This is a genomic window from Bacillus sp. LH1, from assembly GCF_057924895.1.
Map to the genome: position 1 here is coordinate 3594009 of NZ_CM175007.1, position 17918 is coordinate 3611926.

Genomic DNA, 17918 nt, shown 5'->3' on the forward strand with positions numbered 1-17918 from the left:
ACATGAAGAAATATATCACATATTTTTACAAATAATTGATTATTTACAGAATCTTTACACATTCTATACACTCACATTAAAATTCTCTTCACATATTTGATATGATGAATTGGAAGATAACAATAGAAAAGGTGAGTCATATTGGAACAAAATCAAACTGTAACTTTAAACATCTTATTAACAAGCGATATACATGGCACTGTTTATCCTATTCACTACCAAGATAACTCCCCAGCAGAACTTGGTTTAGCTAAAATTTCTACTCTTATAAAAAAAGAACGTTCCCAAAATACAAACGTTCTTTTAATTGATAATGGCGACTTTATTCAAGGAACACCATTTACTTATCATTATGTTACATACGAAAAAAACAAAAAAAACCCAATGTCCTTATTAGCAAATTACTTACAGTATGACGCTGCAATTATCGGCAATCATGAGTTTAATTACGGGATGGGTATATTAAATAACGCTGTGACTACTGCGAACTTCCCGTACCTATCAGCAAACATTTTAGATAAAAACATAAAGAAACCTTATTTCGGAAAACCTTATATAATCAAACAGATTGAATCCAATATAAAAATTGCTATTTTAGGGGTGACAACGCACTACATTACCAATTGGGAACAACCCCATCACATTAGAGACTTACAATTTGAAGATGCATTAGAAACAACGAAAAAGTGGGTTTCTTACATTCGCAAACATGAGAAACCAGATTTACTAGTCGTAGCGTATCACGGGGGAGTTGAACGAGATTTACAAACCGGGGTACCGACTGAAGTTTTAACAGGAGAAAACCAAGGATATGCAATGTGCCATGAAATTGACGACATAGATATTTTATTAACAGGCCACCAACACCGGGAAATTGCTCACACAATGGCTAACGGTGTAACAATTTTACAGACCGGATGTAATGGAAACTCAGTTGGAAAAGTAAAAATAACATTCGAAAAAACAAAACATAAATGGGTTAAAAAAGAGAGTTCTTCTGAATTATTATCTGTACAAGGAGTTGAGGCTGACCAAGATGTACTTTCATTGGTAGCCGATTACGAAGAGAAAACACAAAAGTGGCTTGATCAACCTATTGGAATCATTCAGGGGGATATGCAAATTTCAGATGCTATGCAAACTCGTTTGCATGATCATCCTTTTATCGAATTCATAAATAAAATACAGATGGATATAGCTAATGTATCAATTTCTTGTACAAGTTTGTTCCATAATACATCTCCAGGTTTCCCGGAACATGTAACAATGCGTGACATCGTTTCTAATTATATTTATCCAAACACATTAAAAGTAATTAGAATAACTGGAGCGGATATAAAAAATGCTCTTGAACTCTCTGCTTCTTATTTCACATTAAAAACAGATGGATCCATCACCGTAAGTCCTACCTACATAGAACCAAAGCCACAACATTATAATTATGATATGTGGGAAGGGATTTCATACGTATTAAACATTTCAAAACCAATTGGTGAAAGAGTAGAATCTTTACAGCATAACAGTGCTCCTCTTAATATGAATGAAGAATATGACGTTGTAATGAATAATTATCGTGCAAGTGGCGGGGGAAATTTCTTTATGTTTCAAAACAAACCGGTAGTAAAAGATATACCCACAGATATGTCTGAACTTATCGCTAATTATATATTGGAACATAAAACGATAGAAGCAACAGTTAATAACAACTGGAAAGTTATTAAATAACGATTTTTACATATAAAAAAGATGGGCTTCGCCCATCTTTTAATTTAATTTTGCATTATCTTGCTTTTTTAAAGCTTTTAATTTCGTCGGTGTAACATCTGTACCTTCTTCGTTAACAACTTTAATACCTTTAAGTTCGTTTAACATATTTTGACGAAATCCTTTTAAATATTGTTCACGTAGCGATTGACGCTCACGTTGCTCTTCTTCAGTTAAACCTTCAGCTTTTGCTTTTTTCGCTAAGAAGTTAATGCGTTCAACGAGTTCGTGATTAATCATCTCGAATCCCCCTTCTAATCAAAACTGATTATTATCATACAATAGTTACTCTTCTTTATCAAGCAATTGCTTCGTATACTCTACATATCTACGATGTACAGTCGCCTTTGAAACATTATGACCAAATCCACGTAATGTTGCTGCAATTTCTTCAAACGTGAGTTCACTTTTTCGCAAACGTACAATTTCCTCAATTGGCACTTCTTTTTTCTCTCTTCCTACACTTAAATGACGATTTTTTAAATTTTTTTCTGGACGATAACCTTTTTCTACTGCACGTTGCATACCTCGTTTAATTTTCAAATTATGAATCTTTCTTTGATATTCTTCAACAATACCAATAATATCTAATACCATTGAATCAGAATCCGACAATTGTAATTCACCATTATGTGTATGCGTATATACTTTTATGCCTTCTTTATGTAAACAATGCATTAACGCGATCTTCGCATTTCCTCTACCAAGACGCGTTTCATCTTGTATAAGTAACACATCAATTTGTTCGTCTCGAATTGTATCCAACACCTCTAATATACCGTCACGTTCAATTGTATATCCACTAGCCTGCTCTTCAATCACCTTAGTAACATTCATTTGATAGCGCTCAGCTAAATGCAATAATTCATCTTTTTGACGTAATAATGATGTTTCTTGCGCTTCTTTCGTTGTACTCACACGTGCATAAATAATTGCATTCATTTTGAACCCCTCTTTCTCCCTATTATTTCCCTATAGTGTAACATAAATCCGCCATTTGTTCGAACTTATGTTTGTAGAATGTTTTTTCACATGTTATACTTATTAATAAGAAAAATGAAAGAAAACGAGGTGTTAGAAAACATGGAAAAGTTAACGAAACGCCAGCAAGACATTCTCGACTTTATTAAGCTAAAAGTACAAGAAAAAGGATATCCACCTTCCGTACGTGAAATTGGTCAAGCAGTCGGCCTCGCTTCTAGTTCTACAGTGCACGGACATTTATCACGATTAGAAGAAAAAGGATACATTCGACGCGATCCAACAAAACCACGTGCCATTGAAATTTTAGGTGAAGACCGAATGGATACGGAAACACAATCTGTTATTCAAGTTCCAATTGTCGGAAAAGTCACTGCTGGGTTACCAATTACAGCGGTCGAAAGCGTAGAAGAACATTTCCCACTTCCAGCTAGTATTGTTGCTGGAGCAGACCAAGTGTTCATGTTACGTATTTCTGGAGATAGTATGATTGAAGCTGGTATTTTCGATGGAGATTTAGTTGTTGTTCGCCAACAGCAGTCTGCATATAATGGTGAAATTGTAGTCGCTTTAACAGAGGATAACGAAGCAACAGTTAAACGTTTCTATAAAGAAAAAGACCATTTCCGTCTACAACCAGAAAACTCTTCATTAGAACCTATCATTTTAAAACAAGTGTCAGTTATCGGGAAAGTAATTGGCGTATATCGTGATTTACATTAAAAATAACAAAAAGAAGATAATTACCGTATATAAATAAGGTAATTATCTTCTTTTTGTATTTTGATAGATTTCCATGCATTCTATTTCTTATTAACGAGTTTCAATCGTCACATCTCCCGCAGCCGTTTTACCGCTAATCTTTTTACTGCCATTTCCAATTGTTACATTTTTATTTTCTTCATTAAAAATTGTTACATCTCCAGCAGCACTTTGCCCAGTAATTACCGCATCTTGTGGTTTTTCCGATAAAGTAATATCTATATCTCCCGCAGTTGAACTGGCTTCTAGATTATACTTAGAATCATGATCTTGAATATTTATTTCCCCACTTGTTGTTTTTGCGGTCACTTTCCCTAATACCTTCTTAAAGTTCACCTCACCAGCTTTTGTCGATCCCTCCACATTCTTAGCCGTTACTTGTTTCAACTCTACTTCTCCAGCAAGTGTTCTAACACTTACGCTATCACTTTTCACATCACTCATTTCGATTTGTCCAGCAGATGAATTTACTTTTACATCTTGGTAAGAGCGTTCGGGCACAAGGAGAGTCAATTTAGACGTTTGAAACCTAAAATCGTAAAAAGAAAAATCAAATGAAGCACCTTTTTCTCTTTCCCCAATAATTTTTAATGTGTCACCATCTTCTGCGATACGAATCTCTTGTTTACGTACATCTCCCGATTGCTTTACATAAAAAGAAGAGTCAGGAGATTTTTGGACAATAATATCCCCGGCATCTAACTTAACTTCTATATTTTTTAATGTTTCGTTTTTAATTACATTTTCTTTATCGCCTTTTTCAGCAGTTTGTACTGCTTTTTCATATGTTTGGGAAATTCCTATTACTCCAATAATGATACAAGCGATAGCGATTAAAAATAGTTTTTTCATCATTTACTCTCCTTTTATCATTTTGAAGTTCCATATTACATATCGTACACACAATCTCTTAAACCACTTTGTACTATAAAAAGCGATAATACATAACAATAAACCTACCCCAACAAACGTTATACTAACGAAAAGATCCAACCATATAAAAGTACCCATAAATACTTTTCCAATAACGAAAAATGGTGTTACTACACTAGCAATACCACCGATCCAAAAAGAAAATATAAAAGCAATAATTGCGACTAACGGGCCTAACACAATAATAAAATTAAACAAACTAAGTCCAATCGCTGCCATAACAGCTCTTGTCACATTTGAAGTCGATGGATTTTTTTTCATTTCATCGAAGCGATACATCGCAAGTAATTCTTTCGCGATTACTTTCGGAGAACCAAGGCCCTGTATTATTTCCGATTCAGTTTTCCCCTCTTCTAGTCCAAACTGAAAGTGCTCTTCATAATCCAATAAAATATCTTGCCTCTCTTCCTCTGGTAACTTTCTAAGATAACTTGATAATTCTTTAAGAAACCCTTCTTTACTCATCCCATTCCACCCCTTCAATAATTTCTTGTACCCCTTTCGCAAAATCACGCCATTCTGTTACTAACAAATGAAATTGCGTCTCCCCTTGCTCTGTTAATTGATAATATTTACGAGGTGGCCCTTCCGTAGATTCCTTTAAATACGTTTGAAAATACCCTTCTTTCGTCAAACGACGTAATAAAGGGTATACTGACCCTTCCGATATTAAAAATTTATTAGAAATTTGCTGAACAAGTTCATAACCGTAACTATCTTTACGTTTTACAAGTGCTAATACACAAAGTTCAAGCACACCTTTTTTAAACTGAACGTTCAAGTGCCATCCTCCTTTCCTATCTTAGTACTGTTCAATACACGGTACCTGTTTTATCCATAATATACCACTTAGTATTGTTTATCGCAAGGTACTAAACTATATTTATTCCCTAAATTTAGAAAATTAACTAACGAAATCCTGAATAAGACTATGTTATAACTAAGCAGCATTCAAAGTTTCATTTCATTTACATTAATATTAGACTTCATTCACTCTTTCCTCTTGAAAAATCCACCACAAACTTATTCACTATAGCTAATGAGAAAAAGCCCCAATACTTATCGGTATTAGGGCTTTTTCTCATTAGCTATATATGAATCGAATTCCTATTTGAGAACCTGCATATGCGACAAATACTTTAATACCATATTTTATTTCTCATCATCGTTCCCCAAGATTTTTCGCTTAACATCTGATAAATCCTTCGACAACGAACTAAATGCTTTTGCTTGTTCTTCAATGACCTGTTGATTTTTTTCAATAACTTTTTGATATTGTTCTTCGCGCTGTTCATTCTTTTTTTGCGTAGTAAACAGCATCCATACAAATAAAGCTGCGAATGCTCCTTGTTGAATCATTGAATTGAAGATTTGTTCTTCCATCGTTCTCATCTCCTTTTCAAAAATTAAAGAGAATCATACGAGTAATCCTACTCTCATATCCTTATCTCACATTAAAATGTTCTTCTTTTACCCATGTGTTTTGCCCAATATCGATATAACCATCTTTTCTTGCAAAAATCCCATATGGATAAGATCCATCCACATTTCCTTTATAATTTCCATTTGGACCATCATATGTGTTAATGCCATAACCTGCGGGATATTTTGAGTAAGCATGGAACCACTCTACTTCAAAGTGTTCTTCTTTCGCCCACGCTTCCCAACCTAGACATAACATATTTTCATTCCCGCCATACCAAGCAGCATCTATAATTAAATATGGCATTTTTGTATTAATGACATGACCTGTGAACCAAGCACCTTTTCCAGGACCACTATATAAATTGATGCCCCATCCTTCTGGGTATTTAGACGTTGCAATTCCCAGTCCTTTTGGTTGTAGTGGTTTATTATTATCTTCATTAAATGCTTTGTTTATCTTCTCAATGAATTGATCCACTCTTCCTTCATCGAGCATTCGATGTGGGCAATGCTTTCCACTCCACGATTTATGTGTACGTACATTACTAATCGGTATATTGAATTGTTTCATTAACTGAGCAATAACAATTGCTGCATTATCCTCCGCCTTGTAATATCTATCCCCACCGCTTAGAGAATAGCAAATTTCCACTCCGATAGATTTACGATTACCATTTCCGTTACCATCACCTGCATGCCAAGCATTACGATCAAACGGAATACCTTGTACTGCTTCTTTGTCATCTACTGCAACATGAAACGACACTGAATTATTATTCCCAATCATATACGATATCTCATTTTCTGCTGATGCATCATTGTACGTATTATGTACTGTGATGAATTCTGGTGTCATTGTATTGGGACACTTTATACCATATTTACTTGGATCCACTAATTTTTTTCTAATTTCCATTACTGATTATCTCCTTTTTTATTTTTTATCATTTAAAATTCCACTGAATTATTAAGTACATCTAGAAACTAAATCCTCAGACAGGCCATATTCTATATAATGGGTTATGGTCCTCACATTCAAAAAAAAAGAAAAAGAGCAACTTTTTACATCAGTTGCTCTTTCAAAAATCGCACTCTATATTCCGCCCAGCATTTTACAGATATTACTCTAATCTCAAGAGGTATGATAACAAGTTTTTTCATCCTACTTAATACATGCTGATTTAAAGATATTATCTTACATTAAAATGCTCTTCTTTTACCCATGTGTTTTGTCCAATATCAATGTAACCATCTTTTCTCGCAAAAACACCATATGGATAAGATCCATCCACATTTCCTTTATAATTTCCATTTGGACCATCATATGTGTTAATACCATAACCTGCTGGATATTTTGAGTAAGCATGGAACCACTGCACTTCAAAGTGTTCTTCTTTTGCCCAGGCTTCCCAACCTAAGCAAAGCATATTTTCATTCCCGCCATACCAAGCAGCATCTATAATTAAATATGGCATTTTTGTATTAATGACATGACCTGTAAACCAAGCATCTTTTCCAGGACCACTATATAAATTAATGCCCCATCCTTCTGGGTATTTAGACGTTGCAATTCCCAGCCCTTTTGGTTGTAGCGGTTTATCAGAAGGGTCAGTTGTACCACCACCGTCTCCTTTTCCTAAGTAGTCTAATGGATTCACAGCATTACTCTTATTGATGTTCCAAGACCCTTTATGCAATTCAAAATGCAAGTGTTGACCACTAGAATCCCCTGTGTTCCCCATAACCCCAATAGTTTGTCCTTGTGTAACATAATCACCTTCTTTTACTGTTCGAGAACCGCTACGCATATGGGCATATACTGTTTCCCATGTAACCCCATCAATAGTGTGCACAATCATAATACATTCACCATAACTGGATGAAATATAAGAACGACTAACTCGTCCGCTAGCTGCTGCATAAATTGGATGATAGCCCGATTCAGCAAGATCTATCCCATGATGATCTGGTCTGCTCCCCCGAAATCCACTTGTTACTCTCGTTGTATCTGTTGGATAAATAAATTTTGCCATAATAATCTTCCTTTCTATTCATACGTAATATAAAAAGGCACTTAAAAAAGCACCCTTTTACATTTTTTCTATATATTAAAATTTATAATTTTAAATCAAATAATAAAAAACTTTGTTATTACCTTACATTAAAATGCTCTTCTTTTACCCATGTGTTTTGTCCAATATCAATGTAACCATCTTTTCTCGCAAAAACACCATATGGATAAGATCCATCCACATTTCCTTTATAATTTCCATTTGGACCATCATATGTGTTAATACCATAACCTGCTGGATATTTTGAGTAAGCGTGGAACCACTGCACTTCAAAGTGTTCTTCTTTTGCCCAGGCTTCCCAACCTAAGCAAAGCATATTTTCATTCCCGCCATACCAAGCAGCATCTATAATTAAATATGGCATTTTTGTATTAATGACATGACCTGTAAACCAAGCATCTTTTCCAGGACCACTATATAAATTAATGCCCCATCCTTCTGGGTATTTAGACGTTGCAATTCCCAGTCCTTTTGGTTGTAACGGCTTATTGTCACCGCCACCAGTTCCTCCATCAAAATCTACATATTGTTTAACAATTTCAGAGTAGAAGAAATTCCCCCCGTTTTTATATCGATAACCACCATTGTAGGCAACAGCGATAGGGTTACTATATTTCACCATAGCACCGGTCGTATTTCCAAGTGATGGCGCAACAACCGTTTTAGAATACAGATCTGCCACCGGTAATGAATGCTGTTTATTGTTAGATGCTAACCAGCGAAGGTAAGCTCGTCCAAAATTATATGATTGAACAATGGCACTTAAATCTGTAATTCCATTTTTCTTCGCATCATCAAAAGCACCCTTTAAATGCTTCACTCCGTAATAAATTGAATCTTTCGGGTTTTTAATTGTATTCATTGCCCACCCTTGTGATTCACTGGATTGCATAATATCAGGTGTCGTTTCAGAATTCCCTCCACTTTCCACCATAATAATTCCAAGCACGTAAGGAACTAACTCAGGTACACCTTGTGCAGAACATTCGCTTTCTACCATTGATTGCCAACGTAACACCTGTTGTGGCAAATTCTTTGTTTTGACTGAAGCAGCTAATAAACTCATCATTAAACATCTCCTTATTTTTCTATTATTTTCGCCTGTAAAACTACTACTTTACTAAATATAACTAGAAGCTAAAGACCTATTAATCCATCAAATCACTTCATATTACTCACCTTCTTTCACATCAAAAAGAGCAACCATAAAAATAGTTGCCCTTTCGTCGAAATCTTATATTACTACTATAAATCACTTTTTCAATACTTTCTGTACACTGCATGTATCCTACAAAAAGGTAACACTAAAATCCATCTAAAAACTTGACAATCTTCCTTATTTCAGCATGTTTTCGGCGTATATAGCCTGTACTATAATGTAATTCAAACGCAATTTGCTCTAAAGTCATTCCATCAACATATTTCATTTTAAGTATTTGATGATCCAGTCCTGTAAACTTATTAATCAAAAGCTTTAAATCATACTCCTCATTCATTTTATGAGCTAATTCATATTCAATTGCTTCAATCCGCCCTTCTACCTTAGCCCCTTCCGATTCAGCGGTTAATCGTACATTTTGCAAATCACCGCTAATCCAACGCTTCAATTCGGCTTTTGATTTATCTAAGTTGTATTCTAAATAAGCAATTTCTTCTTCTAACTTCTTATAATCTTTGAGCCATTCGAACACTTACTGATTCACCCACTTCCGTTCTTTTTACAAAGTCTCTTAATACTAATTTAATAGCATGAATATGCTTATTAGCCTTTTCAATCTTTATTGCTTGTAAATCATCTAGCATTTTTTCTTATGACCTATATTTATTTAACACTTCTTGTAATCTCTCACGCTCTTCATCAGTAGACTGCACGGTTTTTCTTTCCTCTTCTAGATTTGTTGATTCATCATCTTTATATAACCAATCGGGTACAATCTCTTTTCTATTTGAATACTTCCTACCTGTCCCGTTATATTTCTTTTTCTTGCTCATTTCGAAACGTCTATCTAGTATAGCCACATCAACTAATGTTTTAACTTCTTGCTCCTTCCAATTCCTCAATATAGCCTTAATGTAGTTCCATCTTGGCGCATTCTCATCAACAGCTTTATTAATTGCATGCTGAATTAACTCCCCACTAAACAAATTACAAAAGCTCCCCAACTCTGCAATTGCAATTTCACTTAACGGAATGCCCATCCCCTTAATAAAGTTACAACTTACTTTAACCCTCTCATTGATGAATACACGAGATTCTAATTTATCCATATCATCATAATCATTATTATTTCGTTTATTAGTATTTAGTCTATTAGTATTTAGTAGTTTCTGATTTTCCTCATATGGCTTTACCACATCTTGGTTTTCCATTTGTGGCATGTCCCTTTGTGGCGTTTCGTAAATTTCCGTATCCCACCTTGTAATTTTTTTCGTATTCCCATCACGAACAGGATAACGTTTTACATAACCTAATTCTTTTAATTCCTTAAAACCTGTACGGAGCGAATCTTCTCCATCCTTAGCATGTCGAGCTAATTCACTAATATGAAAAGTCCAATCATCTGGTAATGTAAGCGCATAGGCTAAGATTCCTTTCGCTTTCCATGACAACCTTTCATCTTTTAAACCAGTATTATTTATAACGGAATAATTACTATCTTTTTTCACTCGAATAATCCCCATACTAGCCACCTCATAAATTCTCAAAAACGGTATTCAATGTTATACTTATCTAGAGATATTTTTTCTTATAGAATCCGCTGCAACGGATTCTTTTCTTATGCATTCATTCAAAACAATCATGCTATCCATATCTATTTTCTTCTAAACCTCTCTTATTCCTCAAGTTCAACATCCACTTGAATTTCGATATTCATTGGAATTTCTTGTGTTATACGAATCACATTTTGACTCATTCCTTTTTGAATAAGCTTTCTAACCTGCTCTTTTGCATCTTCTTTTGTTTTAAATTCACTGACAGTTGGTAACCCTGCTAAACTGCTAGTAATTACTAAAATCTTTCTTTGCATGTTCTTTCCTCCTACTGAATGTCTGCCATATTTATTTGTGAGTTTTTAACTGTAATTTCTTCATTTAAAACAGTTGGAATTGAATATTCTTCATTAATCATTTGTATTGCTCTATCCAAATGATTACGTTTAATAGCTTTATAACTATTCACACCAAATTCCCGATGTAACTGACTATAAATATCTCTATATAACTTCCTTCTAAGGCCGATATCCTGATAAGAATTTGAATTTTTACCTCCCAATAACATAACACCTAAGCTTTTTACAGCCCTTGTTATCTCTTCACACTCGATAGCATAAAGCGGCGTATTTTCTCGCAAACCCTTCACCTCAGACTTTATCTCTTGTATCTGCTGAGTATGTCCTTCTAACGCAGCAAATGTTAACTTTAAAACCCCCATTGGGTCCTTTGGCACATTTTGTTGATTTTGTATATATTGCTTCATTCGTTTGAACTCTTTCATAAATTTAATTTTCATTCCAACCGCTTCTCTACTGGTATATCCCATAACAAGTAACGTGAATGCTTCTTCTGTTAAATCATATTTAGGGATTCGCCTATTCTTTGAATTAAAATAAGTGGACTCGTGAAAATTTTCTCCTCCAAACTCTTCACCTACATATACAATTTGTTTTCGAACTTCCTTCAAAACGTCGAAGTGATTTTTTTTGAATATCTTCGCAATTACCAAACTATCCGTTACTACTTTGCCATTAACTTCAAATACTAATGAACTATGTACTGATGAGTCAATTAATTGCCCCATCCTCATCTCCTCCTCACTACTAATTTTGGACTATCTTTATTGCATTGAGATAATTTCGCACTACGCATAATTCTTTACTTTCTTTTTACAAATTAACTAGTTATCAGAATTTAAATTAAATACTTTGATATGAACCCTCTTATTAAATCATCATTCAATAATTCGATTATAGGGTTACATTTTAAGTAAATTTCCTCCGATTTCAATTCGCTTCATTTTCTTCAAATTCAAAAAGATATTCCAAACTATGTTCTGGAAAAAAAGTTTTCTTAATTTCAAAAGCTTCATCATAATAAAAACGAAATTTACCATTTATTTTGTCGCTCACTGTTGCGTGGCGAAGTTTCAGATGCGAAGAAATTTGTGTAATCATAATTCTTTTTCTCGCCATCTCTGCACGCAAATTCGGATACATTTACTCACCACCTGTTCTTTTGTACGATATTGCGTTCATTTCCATTTAAATATAAACTCAATTTCGTATTTAGTCAACAAAAAAACGTATTTAAATACTCAATTTCGTATGATTTTCTATTTACTAACAATTTTAGTTAGGTTATGATATATACAGAAATACGCAATATCGTATACATTTTAATAAGAAAGATGGTGAAAGTAATGAAAAAAGCAGAGGTTGTAACACGCTTAATAAAAGAAGCTGGCTATAGTAAAAGAGCCTTCGCCGAAAAAATAGGTCTCCCCCCCACAACACTGCAATCCATGTTATCAAGAGGGATTGGTAAAGCATCTGTTGATAATGTCATAAAAGTTTGTAAGGGATTAGGAATCACTACTGATGATTTAGAAAGACTCGCAACTCAAGAGGACAATACTGTTAAAGAAGAAGTTTCTATTTATGAAACCATCCAAAACGATCAATCAAACATTATTTACATTCCTATCATTGGTTCTGTAGCAGCCGGTACACCCATACTCGCTGAAGAAAATATCGAAGGCTATTTACCCATGCTAAGTACATTTTTAAACAAGCGTAAAAAGTATTTTTATCTTACTGTAAAAGGCACTAGCATGAATCTCGAATTCCCTGATGGTTCTTATGTTTTAGTAGAGGAAACTCCTTATGTTGAAAACGGACAAATTGCTGTTGTAAAAGTCAATGGTTATGATGCTACCGTGAAAAAGATTTCAAAATCCGGAAGCATCATTACTTTAATACCATTGAGTAATGACCCTATCCACGAACCAAAAACTTACGACCTTTCAGCTGAAGATGTAAAAATAATTGGTCGCGTTGTACAGGCAGTAAAGAATTATTAAGTTTTAGCACAAGTGATTAAAAAAGATAAAATCAATTCTTTTGAAAAGATTTTCTTAGTAACATGATTCAAAACAACCAAAAACAATCCATTATCTAGTAGTTAACATATCCAATAACTTCACTAAAAAAGCCCTGATACCGTAGTATCAAGGCTTTTTCATTTCACAAATTATATAAAACTTACATTTATCTGATAATGTTTTTCTATGATATCACTACTTGTTATTAATTATTGGCTTTTATGTGGCTGTTTTTCATTTTGCAACCACATAAAATTGTAATAATAGGGAATTAAAAAACCCTTGATACGAGTTGTATCAAGGGTTCAAGCCTCTTAGTAAAGAGACATATATTGATCGCGTTCCCATTGGTGAACTTGTGTTCTAAAAATATCCCACTCAATCTCTTTCGCTTCGATGAAGTGCTCAAGTAAGTGTTCTCCTAGTGCACCGCATACTACTTCATTAGATTGTAATGTAACTAATGCTTGCGCTAATGTTGCTGGTAAGTCAACGATACCTGCTTCTTCGCGCTCTTCTTTTGTCATTACATAGATGTTACGATCTACTGCTGCTGGTGGAGTTAATTTGTTTTTAATTCCATCAAGACCTGCAGCTAATAATGTAGCCATTACTAAATATGGGTTTGCAGCTGGGTCAACACTACGTACTTCTACGCGTGTACTAATACCACGAGATGCAGGGATACGTACTAACGGGCTACGGTTTTGTGCAGACCATGCTACGTAACAAGGTGCTTCATATCCAGGTACTAGACGTTTGTATGAGTTTACAGTTGGGTTTGCTATCGCTGTAAATGCTGGTGCATGTTTTAAAATACCTGCGATGAAGTGACGAGCATCATCACTTAATTGTAAGTCACCGTTTGCATCAAAGAATACGTTCTCACCATTTTTAAATAATGATAAGTTACAGTGCATACCTGAACCGTTCACACCGTATAGTGGTTTTGGCATAAACGTTGCGTGTAAACCATGTTTACGAGCAATTGTTTTTACAACAAGTTTGAATGTTTGAATGTCATCACATGAGCGAATTGCATTTGCATATTTAAAGTCAATTTCGTGCTGTCCTGGAGCAACCTCATGGTGAGATGCTTCAATTTCAAATCCCATTTCTTCAAGTTCAAGAACGATATCACGACGACAGTTTTCCCCTAGATCCATCGGCGCAAGGTCGAAGTATCCACCGTTATCGTTTAGTTCTAATGTTGGATTTCCTTTTTCATCCACCTTAAATAGGAAGAATTCTGGCTCTGGTCCAAGATTGAAGTCTGAAAATCCTAAAGCTTCCATTTCTTTTAACACACGTTTTAAGTTGTTACGTGGGTCTCCATCAAATGGAGTGCCATCTGCATTGTAAATATCACAGATTAGTCGAGCTACTTTACCTTTTTCAGCTGTCCAAGGGAAAATTACCCAAGTGTCTAAATCAGGATATAAATACATATCAGACTCTTCAATACGTACGAAACCTTCAATCGAAGATCCATCAAACATCATTTTGTTATCAAGAGCTTTCGTTAATTGTCTCACTGGAATCTCTACGTTTTTAATTACCCCTAAAAGGTCCGTAAATTGTAAACGGATATACTTTACATTCTCTTCTTTCGCCAAACGGAAAATATCTTCTTTTGTGTATCTAGACATTATAAATTCCTCCTTAGTCCCTCTAATCGCCTTCAGAATCAGTTATCTTTAGTGAAAAAATCTTGAAATGTCACCTTGTCGCAATGAAGTTCGATTGAATCTACCTGTATGTTGTAGTTCATCTCGAAGTATTTTGCGAAGCTCAGTTTTTGAAATTTCTTTCGTTTCTTCTTTTACTTTCACTGCTTCTGTTTGATTTTCTTTCATTAGTAACACTTGTTTAATACCAGCCATATTCAGGCCTTGATCTAACAAATCTTTAATTTCTAACAACTTATCTACATCGTTAAATGAAAACAATCTACGATTCCCCTTTGTACGGGTTGGAGAAACAAGATTATGCTCTTCATAGTAGCGAATTTGACGTGCAGACAATTGTGTTAAATCCATAACAATACCAATTGGAAACAGCGGGGCAGAACGTCTATCTTCTTTCATTTTTCAGTTCCTCCTTCGCCTTAACTGCTTCTCATTTTATAACATGTTATGTTTAGTGTCAATAGATGTTAGCTTTTCTTACATGATTTTTTTATAATTTTTTTCATTCTTTTTTCTAATCGCATAAATCGTTACTTTTATACGAAAAAAGCTGCCGATATCGACAGCTCCCCTTTAAGAAATTGTTAATAAATTCTTTTCAATCAATTCATCAATTGCAGAACAAATCGCAATTTTAACATGCGAATACGTTAATCCACCTTGCACATATGCAACATACGGTGGTCTAATCGGACCATCAGCAGACAATTCAATACTTGCACCTTGAATAAATGTTCCCGCCGCCATAATTACATCATCTTCATAACCTGGCATATAGTTTGCATACGGAGTAAAATGCGAATTAATTGGAGATGCATATTGAATCGCTTGGCAGAAGGCAATCATACGGTCTTTATCATCAAATTGAACAGATTGAATTAAGTCTGTTCTTGGCGCATTCCACGCTGGTGACGTGTTCATTCCTAACTTTTCTAAAAACGCAGCTGTAAAAATTGCACCTTTCAGCGCTTGTCCTGCAACATGTGGCGCTAAGAAGAACCCTTGATACATTTCTTGCAGACTGTATAAAGACGCTCCAGCTTCCGCACCAATTCCCGGAGACGTTAAACGATATGCACACGCTTCAACATACTGTTCTTTCCCGACAATATAACCACCAGTTTTAACAATTCCGCCGCCCGGGTTTTTAATAAGCGAACCCGCCATTAAATCTGCACCAACATGACATGGCTCTTGCTCTTCAATAAACTCACCATAACAGTTATCTACAAACACAACAACATCAGGTTTAATTTCTTTAACAAACGCGATCATCTCTTTAATTTGAGAAATAGTAAACGATGGACGAGTAGCATAACCTTTCGAACGCTGAATACCGATCATTTTCGTATTACTATGAATCGCTGCTGCAACAGCTTCAAAATCAACAAGCCCACCTTCAGTTAGCGGAACTGCATTGTAACCAATATTATATTCTTTAAATGAACCTACACCTTTCCCACGCACGCCAACGATTTCCTCTAACGTATCATACGGTTTTCCAGTGATGTACAACAACTCATCTCCTGGACGTAAAATACCGAATAACGCTGTAGAAATAGCGTGAGTACCTGAAATAATTTGCGGACGAACAAGTCCAGCTTCCGCTCCAAACACATCAGCATACACTTTTTCTAACGTATCACGGCCAATATCATCATAACCATAACCTGTCGTCGGGATAAAATGCGAGTCACTAATTTTATGTTTACGAAAACTTTCTAATACACGAAACTGATTACTTTCAATTACTTCATCCGCACGTTTATGTACTTCTGTAATCTGACTCTCTACTTCTTTTACGATTGGAGCAATTTTTTCTCCATTTTTCAAACGATCAAACATTTTTATTTTCTCCTTCTTCCACTAAAAATCTCTTTAATTGCACATTAAGCGATGAATGAGTAAAAATATACCCTGCACAATCATATACAAATTTATCTTCCAGAAACTCCATCTTTGCTAATAGCGTTTCCGTCTTTAAAAGCGTTAATAACTTACCTTCACTCGGAGGGATTTCTACTCGATAACGATCCATTTCTTTCTTCATTTTCATTTCTATCGCTTCTTTTATACGCAATACATCACTTTCTTCAAAAGCACTAGTCATTAAGAAATCACTTTTCGGAAACGGAATAAAGTTTTGATGTAATTCATCTTTTTTATTATATAACGTAATAATAGGAATATGATTAATTTCAAGTTCTGATAATAATCGTTTTACTGTTTTTTCATGCCCTATGTAGTTAGGATCCGCAGAATCAACTACATGTAAAATGACATCTGCTTCCCCCGCTTCTTCCAGTGTCGAACGAAAAGCAGCGATTAATGAAGTGGGTAAATCTTGTATAAAACCAACAGTATCGGTTAGTAATACTGTATAACCAGAAGGTAACGGCATCTTCCTCGTCGTTGGGTCTAATGTTGCAAACAGAAGGTTTTCTTCAAACGTATCAGCTTCCGTTAATCTATTAAACAGTGTCGATTTCCCTGCATTTGTATACCCTATTAACGAAACTTGAAATACTTTATTATCTTTTCTTCTCTCACGATATCTTTTTCGATGTTCCACAACAACTGCAAGTTGTTTCTTTATTTCATCAATACGGGATCGAATATGACGACGATCCGTCTCTAATTTCGTCTCACCCGGTCCTCTCGTTCCAATACCACCACCAAGACGCGATAAGGACAATCCTTGCCCCATAAGACGCGGCATTGTATATTGCAACTGAGCTAATTCTACTTGAAGCTTACCTTCCCTCGACTTCGCACGTTGCGCAAAAATATCCAGTATTAGTTGCGTTCGATCAATTACTCTCGCATCTAATACTGAGGATAAATTCCGAATTTGACTCGGCGTTAATTCATTATTAAATACAATAACATCCGGCTCTAATTCTTCAGTTAACATTGTAAGCTCTTCTAATTTCCCTTTACCTATGTAAGTTGCCGGATGAAACTTTGGTCGTTTTTGCGTTGTTGACACTAACAATTCTGCTCGTGCAGTCTTCGCTAGTGATGCAAGCTCTTTCATGGAATGCATAAATTTTTCATCATCATCTTGTGGCAATTGACAGCCTACTAATATGACTTTTTCTTTTTCTTCCATCAAATATGTTCACTCATCCTTTTCGAAATTTAAACCTTCTAATATAATAGCAGAGGAAGCACATTTCATCTAGTTAGCGGGGG

The 17918-nt window shown here is 35.0% G+C and carries 21 protein-coding genes; 3 read left to right on the top strand and 18 right to left on the bottom strand.

The features are described 5' to 3' along the window. The first annotated feature begins 141 nt into the window (after positions 1–141). The gene (locus tag ACX9TM_RS18555) at positions 142–1725 is read left to right on the top strand and encodes a bifunctional metallophosphatase/5'-nucleotidase (RefSeq protein WP_063220564.1); all 1584 of its coding nucleotides are present in this window, start codon (positions 142–144) and stop codon (positions 1723–1725) included. Positions 1726–1764: 39 nt separating this feature from the next. Here the strand turns inward: ACX9TM_RS18555 and ACX9TM_RS18560 are convergent, their stop codons facing one another. Together ACX9TM_RS18560 and ACX9TM_RS18565 are read right to left on the bottom strand one after the other, a co-directional pair. Further along, positions 1765–2004, bottom strand: coding sequence for a DUF896 domain-containing protein (locus tag ACX9TM_RS18560; protein ID WP_000607015.1), 240 nt, complete (start codon positions 2002–2004; stop codon positions 1765–1767). A gap of 45 nt (positions 2005–2049) precedes the next feature. Then, positions 2050–2706 (bottom strand): YneB family resolvase-like protein, encoded by a 657-nt coding sequence (locus tag ACX9TM_RS18565; RefSeq protein WP_000991469.1) that lies wholly within the window; start codon positions 2704–2706, stop codon positions 2050–2052. A 141-nt stretch (positions 2707–2847) separates the two neighbouring features. On the opposite strand from ACX9TM_RS18565, the gene lexA reads away from it, so the two are divergent. Next, positions 2848–3468, top strand: a complete 621-nt coding sequence (lexA, locus tag ACX9TM_RS18570) for a transcriptional repressor LexA (RefSeq protein ID WP_000413738.1) — start codon at positions 2848–2850, stop codon at positions 3466–3468. Between the two features lie 90 nt (positions 3469–3558). Here the strand turns inward: lexA and ACX9TM_RS18575 are convergent, their stop codons facing one another. The 12 genes from ACX9TM_RS18575 to ACX9TM_RS18630 form a co-directional block, all read right to left on the bottom strand. Next, the gene (locus tag ACX9TM_RS18575) at positions 3559–4362 is read right to left on the bottom strand and encodes a DUF4097 family beta strand repeat-containing protein (protein WP_000976237.1); all 804 of its coding nucleotides are present in this window, start codon (positions 4360–4362) and stop codon (positions 3559–3561) included. Continuing rightward, on the bottom strand, positions 4363–4905 hold the full coding sequence (locus ACX9TM_RS18580; protein ID WP_000031383.1) for a DUF1700 domain-containing protein: 543 nt from the start codon (positions 4903–4905) through the stop codon (positions 4363–4365). Next, the gene (locus ACX9TM_RS18585; protein ID WP_001102628.1) at positions 4898–5221 is read right to left on the bottom strand and encodes a PadR family transcriptional regulator; all 324 of its coding nucleotides are present in this window, start codon (positions 5219–5221) and stop codon (positions 4898–4900) included. Before ACX9TM_RS18585 ends, ACX9TM_RS18580 begins: the two co-directional genes overlap by 8 nt. Before the next feature lie 371 nt (positions 5222–5592). After that, a complete protein-coding gene (locus ACX9TM_RS18590) occupies positions 5593–5823 on the bottom strand; it encodes a BhlA/UviB family holin-like peptide (RefSeq protein ID WP_000392444.1) in 231 nt (76 codons plus the stop codon). Positions 5824–5884: 61 nt separating this feature from the next. Then, complete coding sequence (locus tag ACX9TM_RS18595) at positions 5885–6781, bottom strand: peptidoglycan recognition protein family protein (RefSeq protein WP_000405767.1); 897 nt, start codon at positions 6779–6781, stop codon at positions 5885–5887. Positions 6782–7055: 274 nt separating this feature from the next. Then, positions 7056–7898 carry a M23 family metallopeptidase gene (locus tag ACX9TM_RS18600; RefSeq protein WP_001051368.1) on the bottom strand — a complete coding sequence of 281 codons (843 nt, stop codon included), beginning with the start codon at positions 7896–7898 and terminating at the stop codon, positions 7056–7058. Positions 7899–8016: 118 nt separating this feature from the next. Further along, entirely contained in the window at positions 8017–9003 is a 987-nt protein-coding gene (locus tag ACX9TM_RS18605) for a lysozyme family protein (protein ID WP_033692154.1), read from the bottom strand. A 238-nt stretch (positions 9004–9241) separates the two neighbouring features. Next, complete coding sequence (locus tag ACX9TM_RS18610; RefSeq protein ID WP_000464425.1) at positions 9242–9628, bottom strand: DUF1492 domain-containing protein; 387 nt, start codon at positions 9626–9628, stop codon at positions 9242–9244. A 118-nt stretch (positions 9629–9746) separates the two neighbouring features. After that, positions 9747–10619 carry a DnaD domain protein gene (locus ACX9TM_RS18615; RefSeq protein ID WP_000511420.1) on the bottom strand — a complete coding sequence of 291 codons (873 nt, stop codon included), beginning with the start codon at positions 10617–10619 and terminating at the stop codon, positions 9747–9749. 152 nt (positions 10620–10771) lie between these two features. After that, positions 10772–10966, bottom strand: coding sequence for a hypothetical protein (locus ACX9TM_RS18620; protein ID WP_001189065.1), 195 nt, complete (start codon positions 10964–10966; stop codon positions 10772–10774). 11 nt (positions 10967–10977) lie between these two features. Then, positions 10978–11736: an ORF6C domain-containing protein gene (locus ACX9TM_RS18625; RefSeq protein ID WP_063220698.1), complete on the bottom strand. Its 759-nt coding sequence runs from the start codon at positions 11734–11736 to the stop codon at positions 10978–10980. A 202-nt stretch (positions 11737–11938) separates the two neighbouring features. Continuing rightward, a complete protein-coding gene (locus tag ACX9TM_RS18630) occupies positions 11939–12151 on the bottom strand; it encodes a hypothetical protein (protein ID WP_000283431.1) in 213 nt (70 codons plus the stop codon). Between the two features lie 203 nt (positions 12152–12354). On the opposite strand from ACX9TM_RS18630, the gene ACX9TM_RS18635 reads away from it, so the two are divergent. After that, positions 12355–13014 carry a LexA family protein gene (locus ACX9TM_RS18635; RefSeq protein ID WP_011110319.1) on the top strand — a complete coding sequence of 220 codons (660 nt, stop codon included), beginning with the start codon at positions 12355–12357 and terminating at the stop codon, positions 13012–13014. Positions 13015–13349: 335 nt separating this feature from the next. Here ACX9TM_RS18635 and glnA read toward each other — a convergent pair whose 3' ends face one another. From glnA to hflX, 4 genes are all read right to left on the bottom strand, one after another. Beyond that, complete coding sequence (gene glnA, locus ACX9TM_RS18640; protein ID WP_000092763.1) at positions 13350–14684, bottom strand: type I glutamate--ammonia ligase; 1335 nt, start codon at positions 14682–14684, stop codon at positions 13350–13352. Between the two features lie 48 nt (positions 14685–14732). Then, positions 14733–15122: a transcriptional repressor GlnR gene (gene glnR, locus ACX9TM_RS18645; protein ID WP_000656783.1), complete on the bottom strand. Its 390-nt coding sequence runs from the start codon at positions 15120–15122 to the stop codon at positions 14733–14735. 174 nt (positions 15123–15296) lie between these two features. Continuing rightward, positions 15297–16568, bottom strand: coding sequence for a methionine gamma-lyase family protein (locus ACX9TM_RS18650; protein ID WP_000460302.1), 1272 nt, complete (start codon positions 16566–16568; stop codon positions 15297–15299). Then, the gene (hflX, locus tag ACX9TM_RS18655; protein WP_000391393.1) at positions 16561–17835 is read right to left on the bottom strand and encodes a GTPase HflX; all 1275 of its coding nucleotides are present in this window, start codon (positions 17833–17835) and stop codon (positions 16561–16563) included. Before hflX ends, ACX9TM_RS18650 begins: the two co-directional genes overlap by 8 nt. Positions 17836–17918 lie beyond the last annotated feature (83 nt).

Coding starts and splice junctions, on each gene's coding strand:
- ACX9TM_RS18560 (WP_000607015.1), bottom strand. CDS start 2,004: ATGATTAATCACGAACTCGTTGAACGCATTAACTTCTTAGCGAAAAAA.
- ACX9TM_RS18565 (WP_000991469.1), bottom strand. CDS start 2,706: ATGAATGCAATTATTTATGCACGTGTGAGTACAACGAAAGAAGCGCAA.
- lexA (WP_000413738.1), top strand. CDS start 2,848: ATGGAAAAGTTAACGAAACGCCAGCAAGACATTCTCGACTTTATTAAG.
- ACX9TM_RS18575 (WP_000976237.1), bottom strand. CDS start 4,362: ATGATGAAAAAACTATTTTTAATCGCTATCGCTTGTATCATTATTGGA.
- ACX9TM_RS18580 (WP_000031383.1), bottom strand. CDS start 4,905: ATGAGTAAAGAAGGGTTTCTTAAAGAATTATCAAGTTATCTTAGAAAG.
- ACX9TM_RS18590 (WP_000392444.1), bottom strand. CDS start 5,823: ATGGAAGAACAAATCTTCAATTCAATGATTCAACAAGGAGCATTCGCA.
- ACX9TM_RS18595 (WP_000405767.1), bottom strand. CDS start 6,781: ATGGAAATTAGAAAAAAATTAGTGGATCCAAGTAAATATGGTATAAAG.
- ACX9TM_RS18600 (WP_001051368.1), bottom strand. CDS start 7,898: ATGGCAAAATTTATTTATCCAACAGATACAACGAGAGTAACAAGTGGA.
- ACX9TM_RS18605 (WP_033692154.1), bottom strand. CDS start 9,003: ATGAGTTTATTAGCTGCTTCAGTCAAAACAAAGAATTTGCCACAACAG.
- ACX9TM_RS18615 (WP_000511420.1), bottom strand. CDS start 10,619: ATGGGGATTATTCGAGTGAAAAAAGATAGTAATTATTCCGTTATAAAT.
- ACX9TM_RS18620 (WP_001189065.1), bottom strand. CDS start 10,966: ATGCAAAGAAAGATTTTAGTAATTACTAGCAGTTTAGCAGGGTTACCA.
- ACX9TM_RS18625 (WP_063220698.1), bottom strand. CDS start 11,736: ATGGGGCAATTAATTGACTCATCAGTACATAGTTCATTAGTATTTGAA.
- ACX9TM_RS18630 (WP_000283431.1), bottom strand. CDS start 12,151: ATGTATCCGAATTTGCGTGCAGAGATGGCGAGAAAAAGAATTATGATT.
- ACX9TM_RS18635 (WP_011110319.1), top strand. CDS start 12,355: ATGAAAAAAGCAGAGGTTGTAACACGCTTAATAAAAGAAGCTGGCTAT.
- glnA (WP_000092763.1), bottom strand. CDS start 14,684: ATGTCTAGATACACAAAAGAAGATATTTTCCGTTTGGCGAAAGAAGAG.
- glnR (WP_000656783.1), bottom strand. CDS start 15,122: ATGAAAGAAGATAGACGTTCTGCCCCGCTGTTTCCAATTGGTATTGTT.
- ACX9TM_RS18650 (WP_000460302.1), bottom strand. CDS start 16,568: ATGTTTGATCGTTTGAAAAATGGAGAAAAAATTGCTCCAATCGTAAAA.
- hflX (WP_000391393.1), bottom strand. CDS start 17,835: ATGGAAGAAAAAGAAAAAGTCATATTAGTAGGCTGTCAATTGCCACAA.